The organism is Streptomyces sp. CA-251247 (assembly GCF_050952975.1).
Taxonomy (GTDB): Bacteria; Actinomycetota; Actinomycetes; order Streptomycetales; family Streptomycetaceae; genus Streptomyces; species Streptomyces achmelvichensis.
The window spans coordinates 4,184,318-4,200,267 of the sequence record NZ_CP191861.1; the positions used below are offsets into that span (position 1 = coordinate 4,184,318).

The 15,950-nt window shown below is 71.5% G+C and carries 13 protein-coding genes; 9 read left to right on the plus strand and 4 right to left on the minus strand.

All coding sequences use genetic code 11. The annotated features are described in order from the left end of the window. Window positions 1–57 precede the first annotated feature (57 nt). Window positions 58–1,575 carry a 3-hydroxyacyl-CoA dehydrogenase gene (locus tag ACQPWZ_RS18460; protein ID WP_433571887.1) on the plus strand — a complete coding sequence of 506 codons (1,518 nt, stop codon included), beginning with the start codon at window positions 58–60 and terminating at the stop codon, window positions 1,573–1,575. Then, a complete protein-coding gene (locus tag ACQPWZ_RS18465) occupies window positions 1,572–2,174 on the plus strand; it encodes a TetR/AcrR family transcriptional regulator (RefSeq protein WP_313945259.1) in 603 nt (200 codons plus the stop codon). Before ACQPWZ_RS18460 ends, ACQPWZ_RS18465 begins: the two co-directional genes overlap by 4 nt. A 182-nt stretch (window positions 2,175–2,356) precedes the next feature. On the opposite strand, the gene ACQPWZ_RS18470 is transcribed toward ACQPWZ_RS18465, so the two are convergent. Beyond that, window positions 2,357–2,875 carry an Lrp/AsnC family transcriptional regulator gene (locus ACQPWZ_RS18470; RefSeq protein WP_340477920.1) on the minus strand — a complete coding sequence of 173 codons (519 nt, stop codon included), beginning with the start codon at window positions 2,873–2,875 and terminating at the stop codon, window positions 2,357–2,359. 204 nt (window positions 2,876–3,079) lie between these two features. Between ACQPWZ_RS18470 and pdhA the strand changes: the two genes are divergently transcribed. The 7 genes from pdhA to ACQPWZ_RS18505 all read left to right on the plus strand — a co-directional run bounded on the left by pdhA (window position 3,080) and on the right by ACQPWZ_RS18505 (window position 11,210). After that, window positions 3,080–4,216: a pyruvate dehydrogenase (acetyl-transferring) E1 component subunit alpha gene (gene pdhA, locus ACQPWZ_RS18475; protein WP_433573834.1), complete on the plus strand. Its 1,137-nt coding sequence runs from the start codon at window positions 3,080–3,082 to the stop codon at window positions 4,214–4,216. Further along, entirely contained in the window at window positions 4,213–5,217 is a 1,005-nt protein-coding gene (locus ACQPWZ_RS18480; RefSeq protein ID WP_340474174.1) for an alpha-ketoacid dehydrogenase subunit beta, read from the plus strand. The genes pdhA and ACQPWZ_RS18480 overlap by 4 nt, the downstream gene beginning before the upstream one ends. Next, window positions 5,217–6,698: a dihydrolipoamide acetyltransferase family protein gene (locus tag ACQPWZ_RS18485; RefSeq protein ID WP_433571888.1), complete on the plus strand. Its 1,482-nt coding sequence runs from the start codon at window positions 5,217–5,219 to the stop codon at window positions 6,696–6,698. The genes ACQPWZ_RS18480 and ACQPWZ_RS18485 overlap by 1 nt, the downstream gene beginning before the upstream one ends. A gap of 180 nt (window positions 6,699–6,878) precedes the next feature. Next, window positions 6,879–7,760: an NTP transferase domain-containing protein gene (locus ACQPWZ_RS18490; RefSeq protein ID WP_340474177.1), complete on the plus strand. Its 882-nt coding sequence runs from the start codon at window positions 6,879–6,881 to the stop codon at window positions 7,758–7,760. Then, window positions 7,757–9,127: a molybdopterin molybdotransferase MoeA gene (locus ACQPWZ_RS18495; RefSeq protein WP_433571889.1), complete on the plus strand. Its 1,371-nt coding sequence runs from the start codon at window positions 7,757–7,759 to the stop codon at window positions 9,125–9,127. The genes ACQPWZ_RS18490 and ACQPWZ_RS18495 overlap by 4 nt, the downstream gene beginning before the upstream one ends. 20 nt (window positions 9,128–9,147) lie before the next feature. Continuing rightward, window positions 9,148–10,203, plus strand: a complete 1,056-nt coding sequence (locus ACQPWZ_RS18500) for a potassium channel family protein (protein WP_356704859.1) — start codon at window positions 9,148–9,150, stop codon at window positions 10,201–10,203. Between the two features lie 26 nt (window positions 10,204–10,229). Further along, complete coding sequence (locus ACQPWZ_RS18505; RefSeq protein ID WP_313945252.1) at window positions 10,230–11,210, plus strand: NAD(P)H-quinone oxidoreductase; 981 nt, start codon at window positions 10,230–10,232, stop codon at window positions 11,208–11,210. Between the two features lie 275 nt (window positions 11,211–11,485). Here the strand turns inward: ACQPWZ_RS18505 and ACQPWZ_RS18510 are convergent, their stop codons facing one another. The 3 genes from ACQPWZ_RS18510 to ACQPWZ_RS18520 form a co-directional block, all read right to left on the minus strand. Then, on the minus strand, window positions 11,486–12,028 hold the full coding sequence (locus ACQPWZ_RS18510; RefSeq protein ID WP_340474180.1) for a bacterial proteasome activator family protein: 543 nt from the start codon (window positions 12,026–12,028) through the stop codon (window positions 11,486–11,488). 140 nt (window positions 12,029–12,168) lie between these two features. Further along, window positions 12,169–15,030, minus strand: coding sequence for an FtsX-like permease family protein (locus ACQPWZ_RS18515; RefSeq protein WP_433571890.1), 2,862 nt, complete (start codon window positions 15,028–15,030; stop codon window positions 12,169–12,171). Next, the gene (locus ACQPWZ_RS18520; protein WP_327682280.1) at window positions 15,027–15,797 is read right to left on the minus strand and encodes an ABC transporter ATP-binding protein; all 771 of its coding nucleotides are present in this window, start codon (window positions 15,795–15,797) and stop codon (window positions 15,027–15,029) included. Before ACQPWZ_RS18520 ends, ACQPWZ_RS18515 begins: the two co-directional genes overlap by 4 nt. Window positions 15,798–15,950 lie beyond the last annotated feature (153 nt).

The window sequence follows — 15,950 nt, forward strand, 5'->3', positions numbered from 1 at the left end:
GTCGGTACAAGGGGGCCTGTCAAACCTGTGGACAACGCATCGGGGAGGATCGCTTCCATGACCGCCATCGATCAGAGCCGTACCGTCGCCGTGGTCGGCACCGGCACCATGGGACAGGGAATCGCCCAGGTCGCCCTTGTGGCGGGCCATCCGGTGCTGCTGCACGACGCCGTGCCGGGGCGGGCGGACGAGGCCGCCGAGGCGATCGGCGCGCGTCTGGACCGGCTGGTCGAAAAAGGCCGGATGACAGCGGTCGAGCGGGACGCCGCCCGGGCGCGTCTGCATCCGGCGGCGGACCTCGCCGAGCTGGCCGACGCGGCGCTCGTCGTCGAGGCGATCGTCGAACAACTGCCGGTGAAGCAGCAGCTGTTCGTCGCCCTGGAGAAGATCGTCGCGGACGACTGCCTTCTCGCCACGAACACCTCGTCCCTCTCCGTCACCGCGGTGGCGGGCGCCCTGAAGAACCCCGGCCGCTTCGTCGGTCTGCACTTCTTCAACCCCGCGCCCCTGCTCCCCCTCGTCGAGGTGGTCAGCGGCTTCGCCACACAGAGCGCGGCCGCCACGCGCGCGTACGCGACGGCGAAGGCCTGGGGAAAGACGCCCGTGCGCTGCGCCGACACCCCGGGCTTCATCGTCAACCGCATCGCCCGGCCCTTCTACGCCGAGGCCTTCGCGGTCTACGAGGAGCAGGCCGCCGACCCCGCCACGATCGACGCGGTGCTGCGCGAGTGCGGCGGCTTCAAGATGGGCCCCTTCGAGCTCACCGACCTGATCGGCCAGGACGTCAACGAGGCCGTGACCCGCTCCGTGTGGGACTCCTTCTTCCAGAGCCCCAAGTTCGTCCCGTCGCTCGCCCAGCGCCGGCTGGTCGAGTCGGGGCTCCACGGCCGCAAGAGCGGACGCGGCTGGTACGCGTACGCGGACGGGGCGACCCGGCCCGAACCGCACACCGCTCCGGCCACCGAGCCGCCCTCCGAGATCACCGTCGAGGGCGACCTCGGGCCCGCGGGGGAGCTGGTCGCGCTGCTGCGGGAGGCGGGCATCACCGTCCGCGAGACGGAGGAGGACCGCGGGACCCGGATCCTGCTGCCCAGCGGCGGCCAGCTGGTGCTGGCCGACGGCCAGACCTCGGCCGAGTTCCGCGACGTCGTCTACTTCGACCTGGCCCTCGACTACCGCGCCGCCACCCGGATCGCGCTGGCCGCGTCCGAGGTCACCGAGTGGGAGACGCTCCGGCAGTCCATCGGCCTGTTCCAGGCGCTCGGCAAGAGCGTCAGCGTCATCCGGGACGTCCCCGGGATGATCGTGGCCCGCACGGTCGCGATGCTCGTGGACCTCGCCGCCGACGCCGTGGCCAAGAAGGTCGCCTCCGCCGAGGACATCGACACAGCGATGCGGCTGGGCGTCAACTACCCGCTGGGGCCCGTCGAGTGGGGCCGCCGCCTCGGCCGTTCCTGGGCGCACGAGCTGCTGGACGAGCTCCACGCGCGCGTGCCCACCGGGCGCTACGCCCCCTCCCTGGGGCTCTACCGGCAGTCGTACATCCGCACCGAGAAGGACGAGGCAGGCGCATGACGACGGCCAAGCGGGACACGTACACGCCCGAGACACTGCTGACGGTCGCCGTGCGGATCTTCAACGAGCGCGGCTACGACGGCACCTCGATGGAGCACCTCTCCCAGGCCGCCGGTATCTCCAAATCCTCGATCTACCACCACGTCGCCGGCAAGGAGGAGCTGCTGCGCCGGGCCGTGAGCCGGGCCATCGACGCGCTCTTCGCGATCCTCGACGAGCCGGGCGGCCTGCGCGGGCGCGCCATCGAGAGGGTGGAGTACGTCACCCGGCGCACGGTGGAGGTGCTGGTGGCCGAGCTGCCCTATGTGACGCTGCTGCTGCGCGTCCGGGGCAACACCAAGACCGAGCGGTGGGCGATGGAACGCCGCCGTGAGTTCGACCAGCGGGTCGCCGATCTGCTGAAGGCGGCGGCGGCCGACGGGGATCTGCGCGCCGATGTGGACATCCGGCTCGCCACGCGGCTGCTGTTCGGCATGGTGAACTCGCTGGTGGAGTGGTACCGGCCGCACGCGGGTGGGGGCTACGACGGGGACCAGGTCGCCGAGACGGTCGTGCGGCTCGCTTTCGACGGCCTGCGTACGGACTCCGCAGAGGGCTGACCGGGGCCGCCTGCCCACGACGTCCGCCGGCCGACGGGCACGCCCTCGGGCGACGGCTCGCGCTCACTCCGCACGTCCGTCGCGCCACCGCACCGCGCGGCCCGTCCTGTGCCGGCAGCACCCGCAGGTTCCACTCGCACGGCCCAGGGCCCCCGGCGGTCCGCTCCACGAGCGCCCGCCGGCTACAGAGGTTCGATGTCCGAGGCCCCCGCAGGGCCCGGCCCCGGGTCGAGGTCCGTCTCCTCGAAGACCAGCAGCGTGCGGGTGGAGAGCACCTCCGGGATGGACTGGAGCCGGGTCAGGACCAGCTCTCGCAAGGTGCGGTTGTCCGGGGTGTGCACCAGGAGCAGGACGTCGAAATCGCCGCTGACCAGAGCGATGTGCGCCGCGCCGGGCAGCGCCTGGAGCTGCTCGCGCACCGTCCGCCAGGAGTTCTGCACGATCTTCAGGGTGATGTACGCGGAGGCACCCTGACCTGCGCGTTCGTGGTTGACCCGAGCGCTGAATCCGCGTATCACGCCGTCGTCGATGAGCCGGTTGATCCGCGCGTACGCATTGGCGCGCGACACATGGACGCGCTCGGCCACGGAACGTATCGAGGCGCGGCCCTCCGTCTGGAGGATGCGCAGGATGTCGCGGTCGATGGCGTCGAGCGGGCGGGCCGGAGGGCCCGTGTCCGAACCGTCCCCGCCGTCGGCCATTTGTTCAGCTGCCATATCCCCCCGCCTCCCTGGCATGGACGACCTGTCTCCATCACAGGCTGTGGAGAACCGTTTGTCCACAGGCTGGAGGTGCCTGTAGCCAAAATGCGTCCACGACCGAACAATCGGTAGGTGAGGCGGGCCACACCCCGGCCGCTTCGTCGTCGCTCCCAGGAGGAGGTGCTCGCTGTGCGAAAGAGCAGCATGACGGTCCAGGAGCTGCCCGGCGCCGTCGCGTACCGGCCCACGCCGCCCCCGGCGTGGAAGCCCCGTACGGACCCCGCGCCACTGCTCCCGGACCCGGAGCCGTACCGCGTGCTCGGTACGGACGCCGCGGCCGGCACCGACCCCGAGCTGCTGCTGAAGCTGTACGCCCAGCTGGTGCGCGGCCGCAGGTACAACGTGCAGGCGACCGCCCTCACCAAGCAGGGCAGGCTTGCCGTCTACCCCTCAAGCACCGGGCAGGAGGCGAGCGAGGTGGCGGCCGCGCTGGCGCTGGAGGAGCGCGACTGGCTCTTCCCCAGCTACCGCGACACGCTCGCGGCCGTGGCACGCGGCCTGGACCCCGTGCAGGCGCTGACCCTGCTGCGCGGCGACTGGCACACCGGCTACGACCCGCACGAGCACCGCATAGCGCCCCTGAGCACCCCTCTCGCCACCCAGCTGCCCCACGCCGTCGGACTGGCGCATGCCGCCCGGCTCAAGGGGGACGACGTCGTCGCGCTCGCCATGGTCGGCGACGGCGGCACCAGCGAGGGCGACTTCCACGAGGCGCTGAACTTCGCCGCCGTCTGGCAGGCCCCTGTCGTCTTCCTCGTGCAGAACAACGGTTTCGCGATCTCCGTGCCGCTGGCCAAGCAGACCGCCGCCCCCTCGCTCGCCCACAAGGCCGTGGGGTACGGCATGCCGGGCCGGCTGGTCGACGGGAACGACGCCGCCGCGATGCACGAGGTCCTCAGCGACGCGGTCGACCGCGCCCGCCGCGGCGGTGGCCCCACGCTGATCGAGGCCGTCACCTATCGCATCGAAGCCCACACCAACGCCGACGACGCGACGCGCTACCGCGGCGACGCCGAGGTCGAGGCCTGGCGGGCACACGACCCGATCCGGCTGCTGGAGCGTGAGTTGACGGAGCGAGGGCTGCTGGACGACGAGGCCAGGGAGAGCGTCGCGGCCTCCGCCGAGACGATGGCGGCGGACCTGCGCGAGCGGATGAACGCCGACCCGGTGCTCCAGCCGATGGACCTCTTCGAGCATGTCTACGCCGAGCAGACCAGCCAGCTGCGGGAGCAGGCCGCGCAGCTGCGCGCCGAGCTCGACGCCGAGGGAGAAGCACGATGACCACGGCCGCGGTGAAGCCCGCCACCATGGCGCAAGCCCTGCAACGCGCCATGCGTGACGCGATGGCACAGGACCCGACCGTCCATGTGATGGGGGAGGACGTCGGCACGCTCGGCGGAGTCTTCCGGGTGACGGACGGACTGGCCAAGGAGTTCGGCGAGGACCGGTGCACCGACACACCGCTGGCAGAGGCGGGCATTCTCGGCACCGCGGTCGGTATGGCGATGTACGGGCTGCGTCCCGTCGTCGAGATGCAGTTCGACGCCTTCGCGTATCCCGCGTTCGAGCAGCTGATCAGCCATGTCTCGCGGATGCGCAACCGCACCAAGGGTGCCATGCCGATGCCCATCACCGTGCGCGTGCCGTACGGCGGCGGGATCGGCGGCGTCGAGCACCACAGTGACTCGTCCGAGGCCTACTACATGGCGACCCCCGGGCTCCATGTCGTCACGCCCGCGACGGTCGACGACGCGTACGGACTGCTCAGGGCCGCGATCGCCTCGGACGACCCGGTGGTCTTCCTGGAGCCGAAGCGGCTGTACTGGTCGAAGTCGCAGTGGTCGCCGGAGGCGCCCACCGCCGTCGAGCCGATAGGCCGCGCCGTGGTCAGGCGTCAGGGACGCAGCGCCACGCTCATCACCTATGGGCCCTCCCTGCCGGTCTGCATGGAGGCCGCGGAGGCCGCCGCGGCCGAGGGCTGGGACCTCGAGGTCGTGGATCTGCGGTCCCTGGTGCCCTTCGACGACGAGACGGTCTGTGCGTCCGTGCGGCGCACGGGACGGGCGGTCGTGGTCCACGAGTCCACCGGCTTCGGCGGTCCCGGAGGGGAGATCGCCGCGCGGGTGACGGAGCGCTGCTTCCACCATCTGGAGGCCCCGGTGCTCCGGGTGGCCGGGTTCGACATCCCCTATCCGCCGCCGATGCTGGAGCGGCACCATCTGCCGGGAGTGGACCGGGTGCTGGACGCGGTCGCGCGACTGCAGTGGGAGGCGGGGAACTGATGGCACAGGTGCTGGAGTTCAAGCTGCCGGACCTCGGCGAGGGACTGACCGAGGCGGAGATCGTGCGCTGGCTGGTCAACGTGGGAGATGTCGTCGCGATCGACCAGCCCGTGGTCGAGGTCGAGACGGCGAAGGCCATGGTCGAGGTGCCGTGCCCCTACGGCGGTGTGGTCACCGCGCGGTACGGCGAGGAGGGCACCGAACTGCCGGTCGGCGCACCGCTGCTGACGGTGGCGGTCGGCGCCTCGTCGGCCGTTGACGGCAGTGAAGCCGGTCCGGCCGCCGAGCCTGCGTCGGCGCCGTCGGCGGCCTCGGGTGAGTCGTCCGGCAATGTGCTGGTGGGGTACGGGACAGGTGCGCCCGCGGCTCGCCGCCGCCGGATTCGGCCTGCTGTCCCGGGTGCCGCTCCGGCCGCTCCGGCCGAGCGTGCTCCCGCACCGGCGGCACCCGCGGCCCCTGCATACGTCGAGCCCACGCCCGCCCCCGCCGCTCAGCCCGCTGTCGCGGGTCACGCGGCACTCAACGGCAGCGTGGCCGTCCCGGACGCCGGGGTCGGGCCCGTGCCCGTCATCTCGCCGCTCGTGCGCCGGCTCGCCCGGGACAACGGTCTCGATCTTCGGCAGTTGACGGGCTCCGGTCCGGACGGCCTGATCCTGCGGGCGGACGTCGAGCGCGCCATGGCCGCGGCCGAGGCTCCGCCCGTGCCCGCCGCGGGCGCCGCCGCTCCGACCACCACCGCCGCCCCCGTCGCCACTGCCACTGCCCCTGCCGCTGTGGCACAGACCGGCATGCGCGGTGAACGGATACCGCTGCGCGGTGTTCGTGGCGCCGTCGCGGACAAGCTGTCCCGCAGCCGCCGCGAAATACCCGAGGCCACCTGCTGGGTGGACGCGGACGCGACCGAGCTGATGGCGGCCCGCGCCGCGATGAACGCCGCGGGCGGACCGAAGATCTCGCTCATCGCGCTGCTCGCCCGGATCTGCACGGCCGCGCTGGCCCGCCACCCGGAGCTCAACTCCACGGTGGACATGGAGGCCAGGGAGATCGTCCGGCTGCCCGAGGTCCACCTCGGGTTCGCGGCACAGACCGAGCGCGGTCTGGTCGTCCCCGTGGTGCGGGGTGCACAGAGCCGCTCGGCCGAGTCGCTGAGCGCGGAGTTCGCGCGGCTCACCGAGGTGGCGAGGCAGGGTGCGCTCACGCCGGCGGACCTGACGGGCGGGACGTTCACGCTGAACAACTACGGAGTGTTCGGGGTCGACGGCTCCACGCCGATCATCAACCACCCGGAGGCGGCGATGCTCGGGGTCGGCCGGATCGTGCCCAAGCCGTGGGTGCACAAGGGCGAACTGGCCGTGCGCCAGGTCGTCCAGCTCTCGCTCACCTTCGACCACCGGGTGTGCGACGGCGGCACCGCGGGAGGGTTCCTGCGGTACGTGGCCGACTGCGTCGAGCACCCCTCGGTGCTGCTGCGCACCCTGTAGACGAACAGCACCGGCCGAGCAGGGAACAGCTCAGCACCGCGCAAAGCGGCAGAAAGCAGAGAGCCGAGGAGCACCAGCAGCCGAGCAGTGGAGGAGCGAAGCGCAGAAAGCACGAGGCCGGGATCAAGAGAGATCCACTCAGGGGTCCCCGGCCGGGCCGTCGCGGACCATACTTCAGGCATGACCGCGTATGACGCCATCGTGCTGGCCGGGGGAGCCGCCAAGAGGCTGGGCGGAGCCGACAAGCCGGCGCTGAGTGTCGGCGGGCGGCCGCTCCTCGACCGCGTGCTCGGGGCCTGCCGCGACGCCGCGCGGACCGTGGTCGTCGGAGGTCGCAGGGCCACCGCCCGCCCTGTCGTCTGGGCACGGGAGGACCCCCCGGGCGGCGGCCCGCTCGCCGCGCTCGACGCCGGCGTGCGGCAGACCGCCGCCGAGTCGGTCCTCGTCCTGTCGGCCGATCTGCCGTTCCTGGGGGAGCCCACCGTGCGCCGGCTGATCGGCACGCTCGGCAGCAGCGGGCGTGAGGCGGCGCTGCTCACCGATCCCGATGGGCGTGACCAGCCGCTCGTCGCCGCGTACCGTACGGAGCCGCTGCGCCGCGAACTCGCTCTGCTCGCCACGGAATACGGGAGTCTGACCGGGCTGCCGTTGCGTCTGCTGACGCAGGAACTCGACCTCGCCCGGATCCACGCGGAGCCGCTCGCCTCCTTCGACTGCGACACCTGGGAGGACATCTCCGCGGCCAGGGCCCGCATCAGGGAGCATGGGAACGTGCTGGACGAATGGATCACCGCAGTCAAGGATGAACTGGGCATCGAGCTCGACGTCGACACCGGCGCCCTGCTCGACCTCGCCCGTGATGCCGCGCACGGCGTCGCCCGCCCCGCCGCTCCCCTCACCACGTTCCTGGTGGGGTATGCGGCGGCGACAGCGGGTGACGGCGGGCCGGAAGCGGTCGCGGAGGCTTCCCGGAAGGCCGCCGCACTCGCCAGGCGCTGGGAGGCGGAGGCTCAGCAGTCGGCGCCCGAGTCCGCCGGGCCGGACCAGGCCGACGCCGGATGAACGGTCGCAAGCACGAGGTCGGCGCCGAGCCCGAGTCCGACGGCGTCGAGGAGGCCCTGGCGCTGCTCGGCCCCCAGTCGCGCCAGGAACACACCCCCACCGGCAACCGGCCCACGGCGCCCGACACCGGCGGACACCGTGCGACGGCGTGGCCCGCGGCCCGGGCGCTCGCCGCGCGTATCGGGCGCAGCGCTCCCGCCCGTACCCGGAAGGTTCCGCTGGGGCAGGCCGTCGGCCAGGTACTGGCGGAGCCGTTGACCGCGTTGTGCGATCTGCCGTCCTTCGACACCTCGGCCATGGACGGCTGGGCGGTGGCGGGCCCCGGCCCCTGGCGGATCCACGGCGACGGTTCGGTCCTCGCGGGCCGTGACGACGCACCCGAGCTGGAGGACGGCTCGGCCGTACGGATCGCCACCGGAGCCCGAATCCCGGCCGAGGCCACCGCGGTGATCCGCACCGAGCACGCCCGCACCGACGCGGACGGCCGACTGCTGCACGCCGAACGGGCCGTGACGCAGGGCCAGGACATCCGTCCGCGCGGACAGGAGTGCCGCTCCGGCGACCAGCTCCTGCCCACGGGCTCCCTGGTGTCCCCCGCCGTGCTGGGCCTCGCCGCCGCCGCGGGGTACGACGAGCTGCTCACCGTTCCCCGGCCGCGGGTCGAGATCCTTGTCCTCGGTGACGAGCTGCTCACCGAAGGACTCCCCCACGACGGACTGATCCGTGACGCCCTCGGGCCGATGGTCGGCCCCTGGCTGCGGGCCCTCGGGGTCGAGGTCGTCGCCACCCGCGCGCTCGGCGACGACGCCGACGCGCTCCACCGGGCCGTCACCACATCGGACGCCGATCTTGTCATCACCACCGGTGGCACGGCCGCCGGGCCGGTCGACCATGTCCATCCCGTCCTGCGGAAGGTGGGTGCGGAGCTGCTGGTCGACGGCGTGGCCGTACGCCCGGGACATCCGATGCTGCTGGCCGCCCTCCCGCCCGGCAAGAACGTCCCCGTCCGGCATCTCGTGGGTCTGCCGGGCAACCCCCTGGCGGCGGTGTCCGGGCTCCTCACCCTCGCCGAGCCGCTTCTGCGGGGGCTCGCGGGGACAGTGGCCACGGCGGGCTATGTCGCGCCCGTACGTGACGAGGTCCATGGGCATCCGTACGACACGCGGCTGGTGCCGTTCGTGCACCGCGGCGAGGAACTCGTGCCGCTGCACTACAACGGGCCGGCCATGCTGCGGGGCATCGCCGCGTCCGACGGACTCGCCGTGGTGCCGCCCGGCGGTGCGCGGCCGGGGGACGAGCTGGAAGTCCTCGACCTGCCGTGGACCCCAGGGACCCCCTCGACCGTCGACGGCGGGTGTTTCACGTGAAACTGCCCGGCCACGACGCCATGGCCCGGCGGGCGGAGGAGTTCCTCGTCACGAGTCGGGTGAAGCTCCCCCGCCAGGTCGTCGATCGCCCGCTGCGTCAGGTCGCCAAACGGCTGCTGATGGCTCTCGCGGTCCTGGTGATCACCGTTCTGCTGGTGTGGATGGACCGCTCCGGCTACCACGACAACTCGGACGACTCGGTCGACTTCCTCGACTCCGTCTACTACGCGACGGTCACCCTCTCCACCACGGGCTACGGCGACATCGTCCCGTACAGTGCCGGTGCCCGGCTGACGAACGTGCTGCTGATCACGCCGCTGCGCGTGCTCTTTCTGATCATCCTGGTCGGCACCACCCTTGAGGTCCTCACGGAACGGACCCGGGAGGAGTGGCGGCTGAACCGCTGGAGGCTTCGCTTGCGCGATCACACGGTCATCATCGGCTTCGGAACGAAAGGCCGTTCGGCGCTCCAGACGCTGACGGCGACCGGTGTGAAGCAGGAACAGATCGTCGTCGTCGACCCCAGCGAGAAGGTGATCGAGACGGCCAACGCCGAGGGCTATGTGGGGGTGATCGGCGACGCCACCCGCAGCGATGTGCTGCTGCGGGCCGAGGTGCAACGGGCCCACCAGATCGTCATCGCGACCCAGCGGGACGACACGGCGGTGCTGGTGGCGCTGACGGCGCGACAGCTGAACCGGAAGGCGAAGATCGTCGCGGCGGTGCGCGAGGAGGAGAATGCCCCGCTCCTGCGGCAGTCCGGTGCGGACGCGGTCATCACCAGCGCCAGCGCGGCGGGACGCCTGCTGGGCCTTTCCGTGCTCAGTCCCAGTGCGGGCGCGGTGATGGAGGACCTCATCCAGCAGGGCAGCGGCCTCGATCTGATCGAACGGCCGGTGATAAAGGCCGAGGTCGGCCTCAGCGTCCGGGAGACGAAGGACCTGGTGGTGAGCGTGCTGCGGGGACACCGGCTGCTGGGATACGACGATCCCGCCGCGAGTCCTCTGCAGTTGACGGACCGGGTGATCACCATCGTGCGGGCCGACGAAGGCTCACCGCTCAACAGCCTTGAATAGGGCCGCACGGGGGTAGCCTCGCCGCCATGCATGCGATCACGATTCCCGAACCCGGCGGTCCCGAGGCGCTTGTGTGGGCCGAGGCGCCCGATCCCGTACCCGGCGAGGGCGAGGTCCTCGTCGAGGTCGCGGCGAGCGCCGTCAACCGCGCCGATCTGTTGCAGCGGCAGGGCTTCTACAACCCTCCGCCGGGCGCCTCCCCCTACCCCGGCCTCGAGTGCTCCGGCACCATCGCGGCGCTCGGACCCGGGGTTTCCGGCTGGTCCGTCGGCGAAGAGGTATGCGCGCTGCTGGCGGGCGGCGGGTACGCCGAGAAGGTCGCCGTACCGGCAGGACAGCTGCTGCCCGTCCCTCAGGGGATGGACCTGGTGACGGCGGCGGCGCTGCCCGAGGTGACCGCGACGGTGTGGTCGAACGTCTTCATGATCGCGCACCTGCGTCCCGGCGAGACGCTGCTGATCCACGGTGGGGCGAGCGGCATCGGCACCATGGCGATCCAGCTCGCCAAGGCGGTCGGCGCGACGGTGGCGGTCACGGCCGGCGGGCCCGAGAAGCTGGCGCGCTGCGCCGAACTCGGCGCGGACATCCTGATCGACTACCGGCAGCAGGACTTTGTGGAAGAGCTGCGCAAGGCGACGGACGGAGCGGGCGCGGACGTCATCCTCGACATCGTCGGCGCGAAGTATCTCGACCGGAACGTGCAGGCGCTCGCCGTCAACGGCCGGCTTGCGGTGATCGGTCTCCAGGGCGGCGTCAAGGGGGAGTTGAATCTGTCGACGCTGCTGGGCAAGCGGGCCGCGGTGACGGCGACCTCGCTGCGGGGCCGCCCGCTGGGTGAGAAGGCGGCGATCATCGCGGCCGTACGTGAGCACGTCTGGCCGTTGATCGAGAACGGGCGGATCCGTCCCGTGGTCGACCGGCAGATCCCGCTCGCCGATGCGGCGGAAGGACACCGCGTGCTGGAGTCCGGCGGGAACGTCGGGAAGGTCCTGCTGGTCGCGGGCTGATCCCGCACCCTGCCACCTGCACACACGAGGCACCCCCCCGGCCACCTGCACACACGAGGCACCCCCCGGCCACCGGCACATCACGAGGCACCCCCCCGGCCCCGGCCCCGGGCCCGGGCGCGTACAAGCCGCGGCGGGCCGGTCCGGCGCTGGACATCAGCACCGGACCGGCCCGCCGGCCGGATTCCGTGTCGGCGGCTCCGCATCAGAGGTTCCTGATCAGAACCTCCGTGCCCGAACCTCCGTGCCCGAACCTCCGTGTCAGAGCTTCCGTGTCAGAGGTACGGGCCCGAGCGAAGCGCTCCGTGCGGCGGGTTTTCCTCGTCCTCGTGGGAGGCGCCCGGCGGAAGAGCACGGCGCATCTGTTCCAGCTGGGCGCGCGCCGCCATCTGCTGGGCGAACAGCGCCGTCTGGATACCGTGGAAAAGACCCTCGAGCCAGCCCACCAACTGGGCCTGTGCAATCCGCAGTTCGGCTTCGGAGGGGATCGCCTCGTCGGTGAACGGGAGCGAAAGGCGTTCCAGTTCCTCGACGAGCTCGGGCGCGAGCCCGTCCTCCAGCTCCTTGACCGAGCCGGCGTGGATCGCCTTGAGCCGTACGCGGCTCGCCTCGTCCAGAGGTGCCGCCCTGACCTCCTCCAGCAGCTGCTTGATCATGCTGCCGATACGCATGACCTTCGCCGGCTGTTCCACCATCTCGGTCAACGGGACCTCCCGCGACTCATCGTCTCCGCCACTGCCGCCGAGCGCCATTCCGTCCTGTCCCACGACAAGAACGTGGGGGCTCTCCTGCGACCGTTCATTCCTCGGCATCTCCATGCCGCCATTCTCTCGCACATGTGCGTCATCACACGGTGTGCCCCCGTACGAGAGTGATCCACCCTCGTACGGGGGCACAAAAGTGCAGGCAGTGCGATCAGGAGCCGGTCACGAGCTGATCAGGACGCGATCCGGGCCGATCATGTCGCCTCGCGACGGGACAGGGCGCCACGGGAGCGGGTCACCAGCGCCGCCAGCAGAGCCGCGCCCACGGGGACCGCGATCAGCAGCGCCGCCAGGGTCGCCCAGGGCACGAGGATCGGCACGTACGGAAGCGAGTCGGTGCCGGCGTAGCCCTGGTCGAGGGCCTCCTCGTACCACTTCACTTCCTGGCGCTTCTCGGTGAGGCGCAGTCCGATCGCCGGGAGCACTCCGGCCGCCGAACCGAGCACCACACCCATCGCGGCCACCACCCCGCACTGGAAGCCGCTGAGCGTCCTGCGCACCCGCGGCGGGGCGCCGACCGCGGCCAGCGTCTTCAGGTCGGCCTCGGCATCCGCCTGGGCGAGACCCGTGGCGATACCGGCCGCGCCGATGGTGATCAGGCCGGCGAAGACGGTCAGTGCCAGCAGAATGATGCTGTTCTCGCTGGTGTAGCCCTCCTCGACGTGCAGATTGACCTCGGAGCCGGTCTTGTCGAGCTCGGCGTCCAGCTGCTGGCGCTGCTCACTGCTCGGCATCTTGTCGGTGGAGTAGTAGGCACCGAACGGAACCGTCTGGACCCCTGCGGCCTTCGCGGCGGCGGGCGACATGATCATCGAGACGCCGTAGGACTTCTGCTTCTCGTCGGCCTGGTACGTGGCGAAGGACTTGACCTCGCCGGGGGCCTCCTTGCCCTTCTCCTGTGCCTCGTCGGCCGCCTTCGTGTCGGTGATCAGGCGGATGCCGATCTTGCCCTTGGTGTCCACATGGCGCTTGTCGAACGAGACGATCTGCCCCGCGGCGAGTGCCTTCTCGGCCGCCGGGTCGTCGATTCCGAGGACCCGCATCAGCTTGGCGTCGCCGACGAGGAGCCCGCTGTCGGTGTAGCTGACCTCGTTGCTGTTCAGGCAGCGCCAGTCCTTGGCGAGCTTGCGCCGCTCGGCCTTGCTGAACTTCTCCGACGGATCGTCGTTCGGGTGGGCCGGATCCGTGCGCCACAGCGGGCACTGGTTGGCGAGAGGCACGATCACCTCGTACCGTCCGCAGCCCTCCCCGCCGTCGTACATCGAGCAGCCGGCCTTGCCGACCGAGACCCGGTCCACGTCCGCACGGACATCGACGGGGAGCATCTTCTGGACCGAGGCGCGTACGGACGGGACGTCCCGGCCGCCGTCCTCGTCGATCATCACGGAGACCGCGCCGTGCGGCAGCCGTGCCTCGTAGTCGGCCTTGCTCTGGGCGTCCGTGCTCGCGGCGTACGTCGCCACCGCGACCGTGCCGGCGACGGCGGCCAGCACCGCGGCGACCGCGGGGGCCGTACGGCCCCGGTTGCGCACCGCGTCTCGCAGGGCCAGACGCGGGGACAGCGGCAGGATGCGTCCCGTGCGGCCGAACAGGCCGACCAGGGCGGGAGTCAGGGCGACGATGCCCAGTTCGGCGAGGGCGCTGCCGCCCGCCACGACGATGAACTGGTCGGTCATCGTCGATCCGTAGAGCGCGATGGCCGCGCCCAGGGTGACCGCCACGAGACCGATCACCGGCAGCACCCGGCTGCTCTTGCGGACACCGCGACGGCCGGTGAGCGATGCCAGCACCGACTGACGCGAGGAGGTGATGGCGGGCACCAGCGCGGCCATCACACCGGTGAACACCGCGAGCAGTCCGATGCCGAGGAGTTCCAGCGGCCGGATGTCGAAACTGCCGAAGCGTGCACCCATGTAGTTCTCGAGCACCGGGCGCAGCGCGAAGGTGAGCAGCAGTCCGAGGATCGTGCCGACAACGGCCGCGGCGATGCCGATGACCAGACCGCCGGAGAGGACGATGGCACGGATATGGCGGCGGTCACCGCCGTTGGCTCCCACCAGACCGAGCTGGCGGCGCGAGCGCCGGGCGCCGACGGCGAAGGCCGGGCCTGCCAGCAGGCAGATCTCCAGCATGGCCAGACCGACGACGGTTCCCGCGGCGGCGAGGGCGGCCGCCTTGGCGGCCGTGCTCTGCTCGAAGTTGCCCCAGCCGTCCTCCTGGAACAGCGGGACCTCGGAATCGGCCGGGGGGTCGAGGGCGACGGCACGGGACTCGACCTTCACGCCCTTGGCGTTGGCCGCCTTGACCATGTTCCACGTGAAACCACCCGAGACCTTCACCAGGTACGTGGTGGACGCCGACGAATTCGGCAGACCCGCCTTCTCGAGCGCCTTGTCCAGCGGCGTGAGCAGCGCCCCGGGGAGCGCGTTGATCTGATCGGTGTCGAGCGCGTCCGGGAGTTCGTAGGCGCCCACGATCGTGTACTCGCGGTCGAGGCCGCGGGCGGTGACCTTGGACCCCACCTTCAGGTCGCTGTTCTCCAGGAAGTGCGTGGTCGCCGCGACCTCGTCGTCCTTCTTCGGGAACCGGCCGTCGGTGACGGTCAGCATCCCCTTGACCAGGGGGTCGGACGCCTTGATCTCGCGGACCTCGGTGTTCAGCAGACCGTGGGCCGTCCGCAGCTTGGCCCGGCCGGTCGTGTCGGGCAGCGACGTGGCGCCCGCGGGCAGGGCCTTGCTGACGTCGCCCTTGCCCTCCGGGTAGGGCCGGTTGTCGAAGTTGCCCACCGGCATGTAGTTGTCGCCGTTGGGGGACTGCATGAGGGGCGACCCGCCCATGCCGGGGTCGTCCAGCCGCGCGTCGGCGGCACCGAGCTTGCGCTCCATGGTCTGCGCGGTGGAGAGCTCCGCGCTGCGCAGGGTGAGGTCCGCGGCGCTCACACCGAGGATGGGCAGGGCGATCATCGCGAGGACGAGGAAGCTGCGTCCCTTGTAGCGCCAGGCGTCACGGCGGGCGATACGGATCGCGGCCCGCCAGGAGTGGTATGAGCTGTTCACAGTTCGGCCGCCTGGCCCGAGAGCAGCGAGTCGGCCTGGCTGCGGATGGTCTGGTCGACCACGGCGCCGTCACGCAGGAAGACCACACGGTCCGCCCAGGCGGCGAAGCGGGGCTCGTGCGTGACGAGGATGCCGGCAGCGCCGGCGTCGCAGCGGGCGCGCAGCAGGGCGAGCACGGACTCGCCGGTCTCGGAGTCGAGGGCGCCGGTCGGCTCGTCGGCGAGGACCAGCCGGCGCTCGCCGACCAGGGCGCGGGCGATGGCGACGCGCTGCTGCTGGCCGCCTGACATCTCGTCGGGGAAGCGGTTGGCGAGATGTCCGAGGTCCATCTCCTCCAGGGCGGCGACGGCCTCGTTGCGGGCCTTGCGGGCGGACATGCCGTCCAGTTCGCGCGGCAGGGAGACGTTCTCGGCGGCGGTCAGCGCCGGGATGAGGTTGTAGTCCTGGAAGACGTAGCCGATGCTGCGGCGGCGCAGGGCGGCGAGCGTCTTGCGGTTGGCGGTGGTGATGTCGGTGTTCTCGACGATCACCCGTCCCGAGGTGGGGGTGTCGAGCCCGCCCGCGATGGTGAGCAGCGTGGACTTGCCGGAGCCGGACGGGCCCATGACGGCGACGAGTTCGCCCGGGAAGACGTCGAGGTTGATGCCGCGCAGGGCATGGACCTCGGTGGCGCCGCTTCCGTGGACACGGGTCAGCTCCTGCAGTTGCAGAACGGGCTGCTGTGACTGCTGTGACGCCTGTGGCTGCTGTGACATGCGATCGGACATGGGAGGGTCCCCCTTGGACGGACGGGTGAGCGGAAGACTGATGGGCGTGAGGCCCGGGGGGTCCGGAGCGGTGCTCGGACCGTGGGGTCCGGAGCGCTGGGCTCGGACCGTGGGATCGGGGCCCGGGAACTCCCGGGCCCCCGGGCGGAGTCG

What these genes read in the sequence shown, in the direction of transcription:
- ACQPWZ_RS18500 (WP_356704859.1), top strand. Translation starts at nt 9,148, where the DNA reads ATGGCCCGGCGGGCGGAGGAGTTCCTCGTCACGAGTCGGGTGAAGCTC.
- ACQPWZ_RS18520 (WP_327682280.1), bottom strand. Translation starts at nt 15,797, where the DNA reads ATGTCCGATCGCATGTCACAGCAGCCACAGGCGTCACAGCAGTCACAG.
- ACQPWZ_RS18460 (WP_433571887.1), top strand. Translation starts at nt 58, where the DNA reads ATGACCGCCATCGATCAGAGCCGTACCGTCGCCGTGGTCGGCACCGGC.
- ACQPWZ_RS18470 (WP_340477920.1), bottom strand. Translation starts at nt 2,875, where the DNA reads ATGGCCGACGGCGGGGACGGTTCGGACACGGGCCCTCCGGCCCGCCCG.
- ACQPWZ_RS18480 (WP_340474174.1), top strand. Translation starts at nt 4,213, where the DNA reads ATGACCACGGCCGCGGTGAAGCCCGCCACCATGGCGCAAGCCCTGCAA.
- ACQPWZ_RS18505 (WP_313945252.1), top strand. Translation starts at nt 10,230, where the DNA reads ATGCATGCGATCACGATTCCCGAACCCGGCGGTCCCGAGGCGCTTGTG.
- ACQPWZ_RS18490 (WP_340474177.1), top strand. Translation starts at nt 6,879, where the DNA reads ATGACCGCGTATGACGCCATCGTGCTGGCCGGGGGAGCCGCCAAGAGG.
- ACQPWZ_RS18465 (WP_313945259.1), top strand. Translation starts at nt 1,572, where the DNA reads ATGACGACGGCCAAGCGGGACACGTACACGCCCGAGACACTGCTGACG.
- ACQPWZ_RS18495 (WP_433571889.1), top strand. Translation starts at nt 7,757, where the DNA reads ATGAACGGTCGCAAGCACGAGGTCGGCGCCGAGCCCGAGTCCGACGGC.
- ACQPWZ_RS18510 (WP_340474180.1), bottom strand. Translation starts at nt 12,028, where the DNA reads ATGGAGATGCCGAGGAATGAACGGTCGCAGGAGAGCCCCCACGTTCTT.
- ACQPWZ_RS18485 (WP_433571888.1), top strand. Translation starts at nt 5,217, where the DNA reads ATGGCACAGGTGCTGGAGTTCAAGCTGCCGGACCTCGGCGAGGGACTG.
- pdhA (WP_433573834.1), top strand. Translation starts at nt 3,080, where the DNA reads ATGACGGTCCAGGAGCTGCCCGGCGCCGTCGCGTACCGGCCCACGCCG.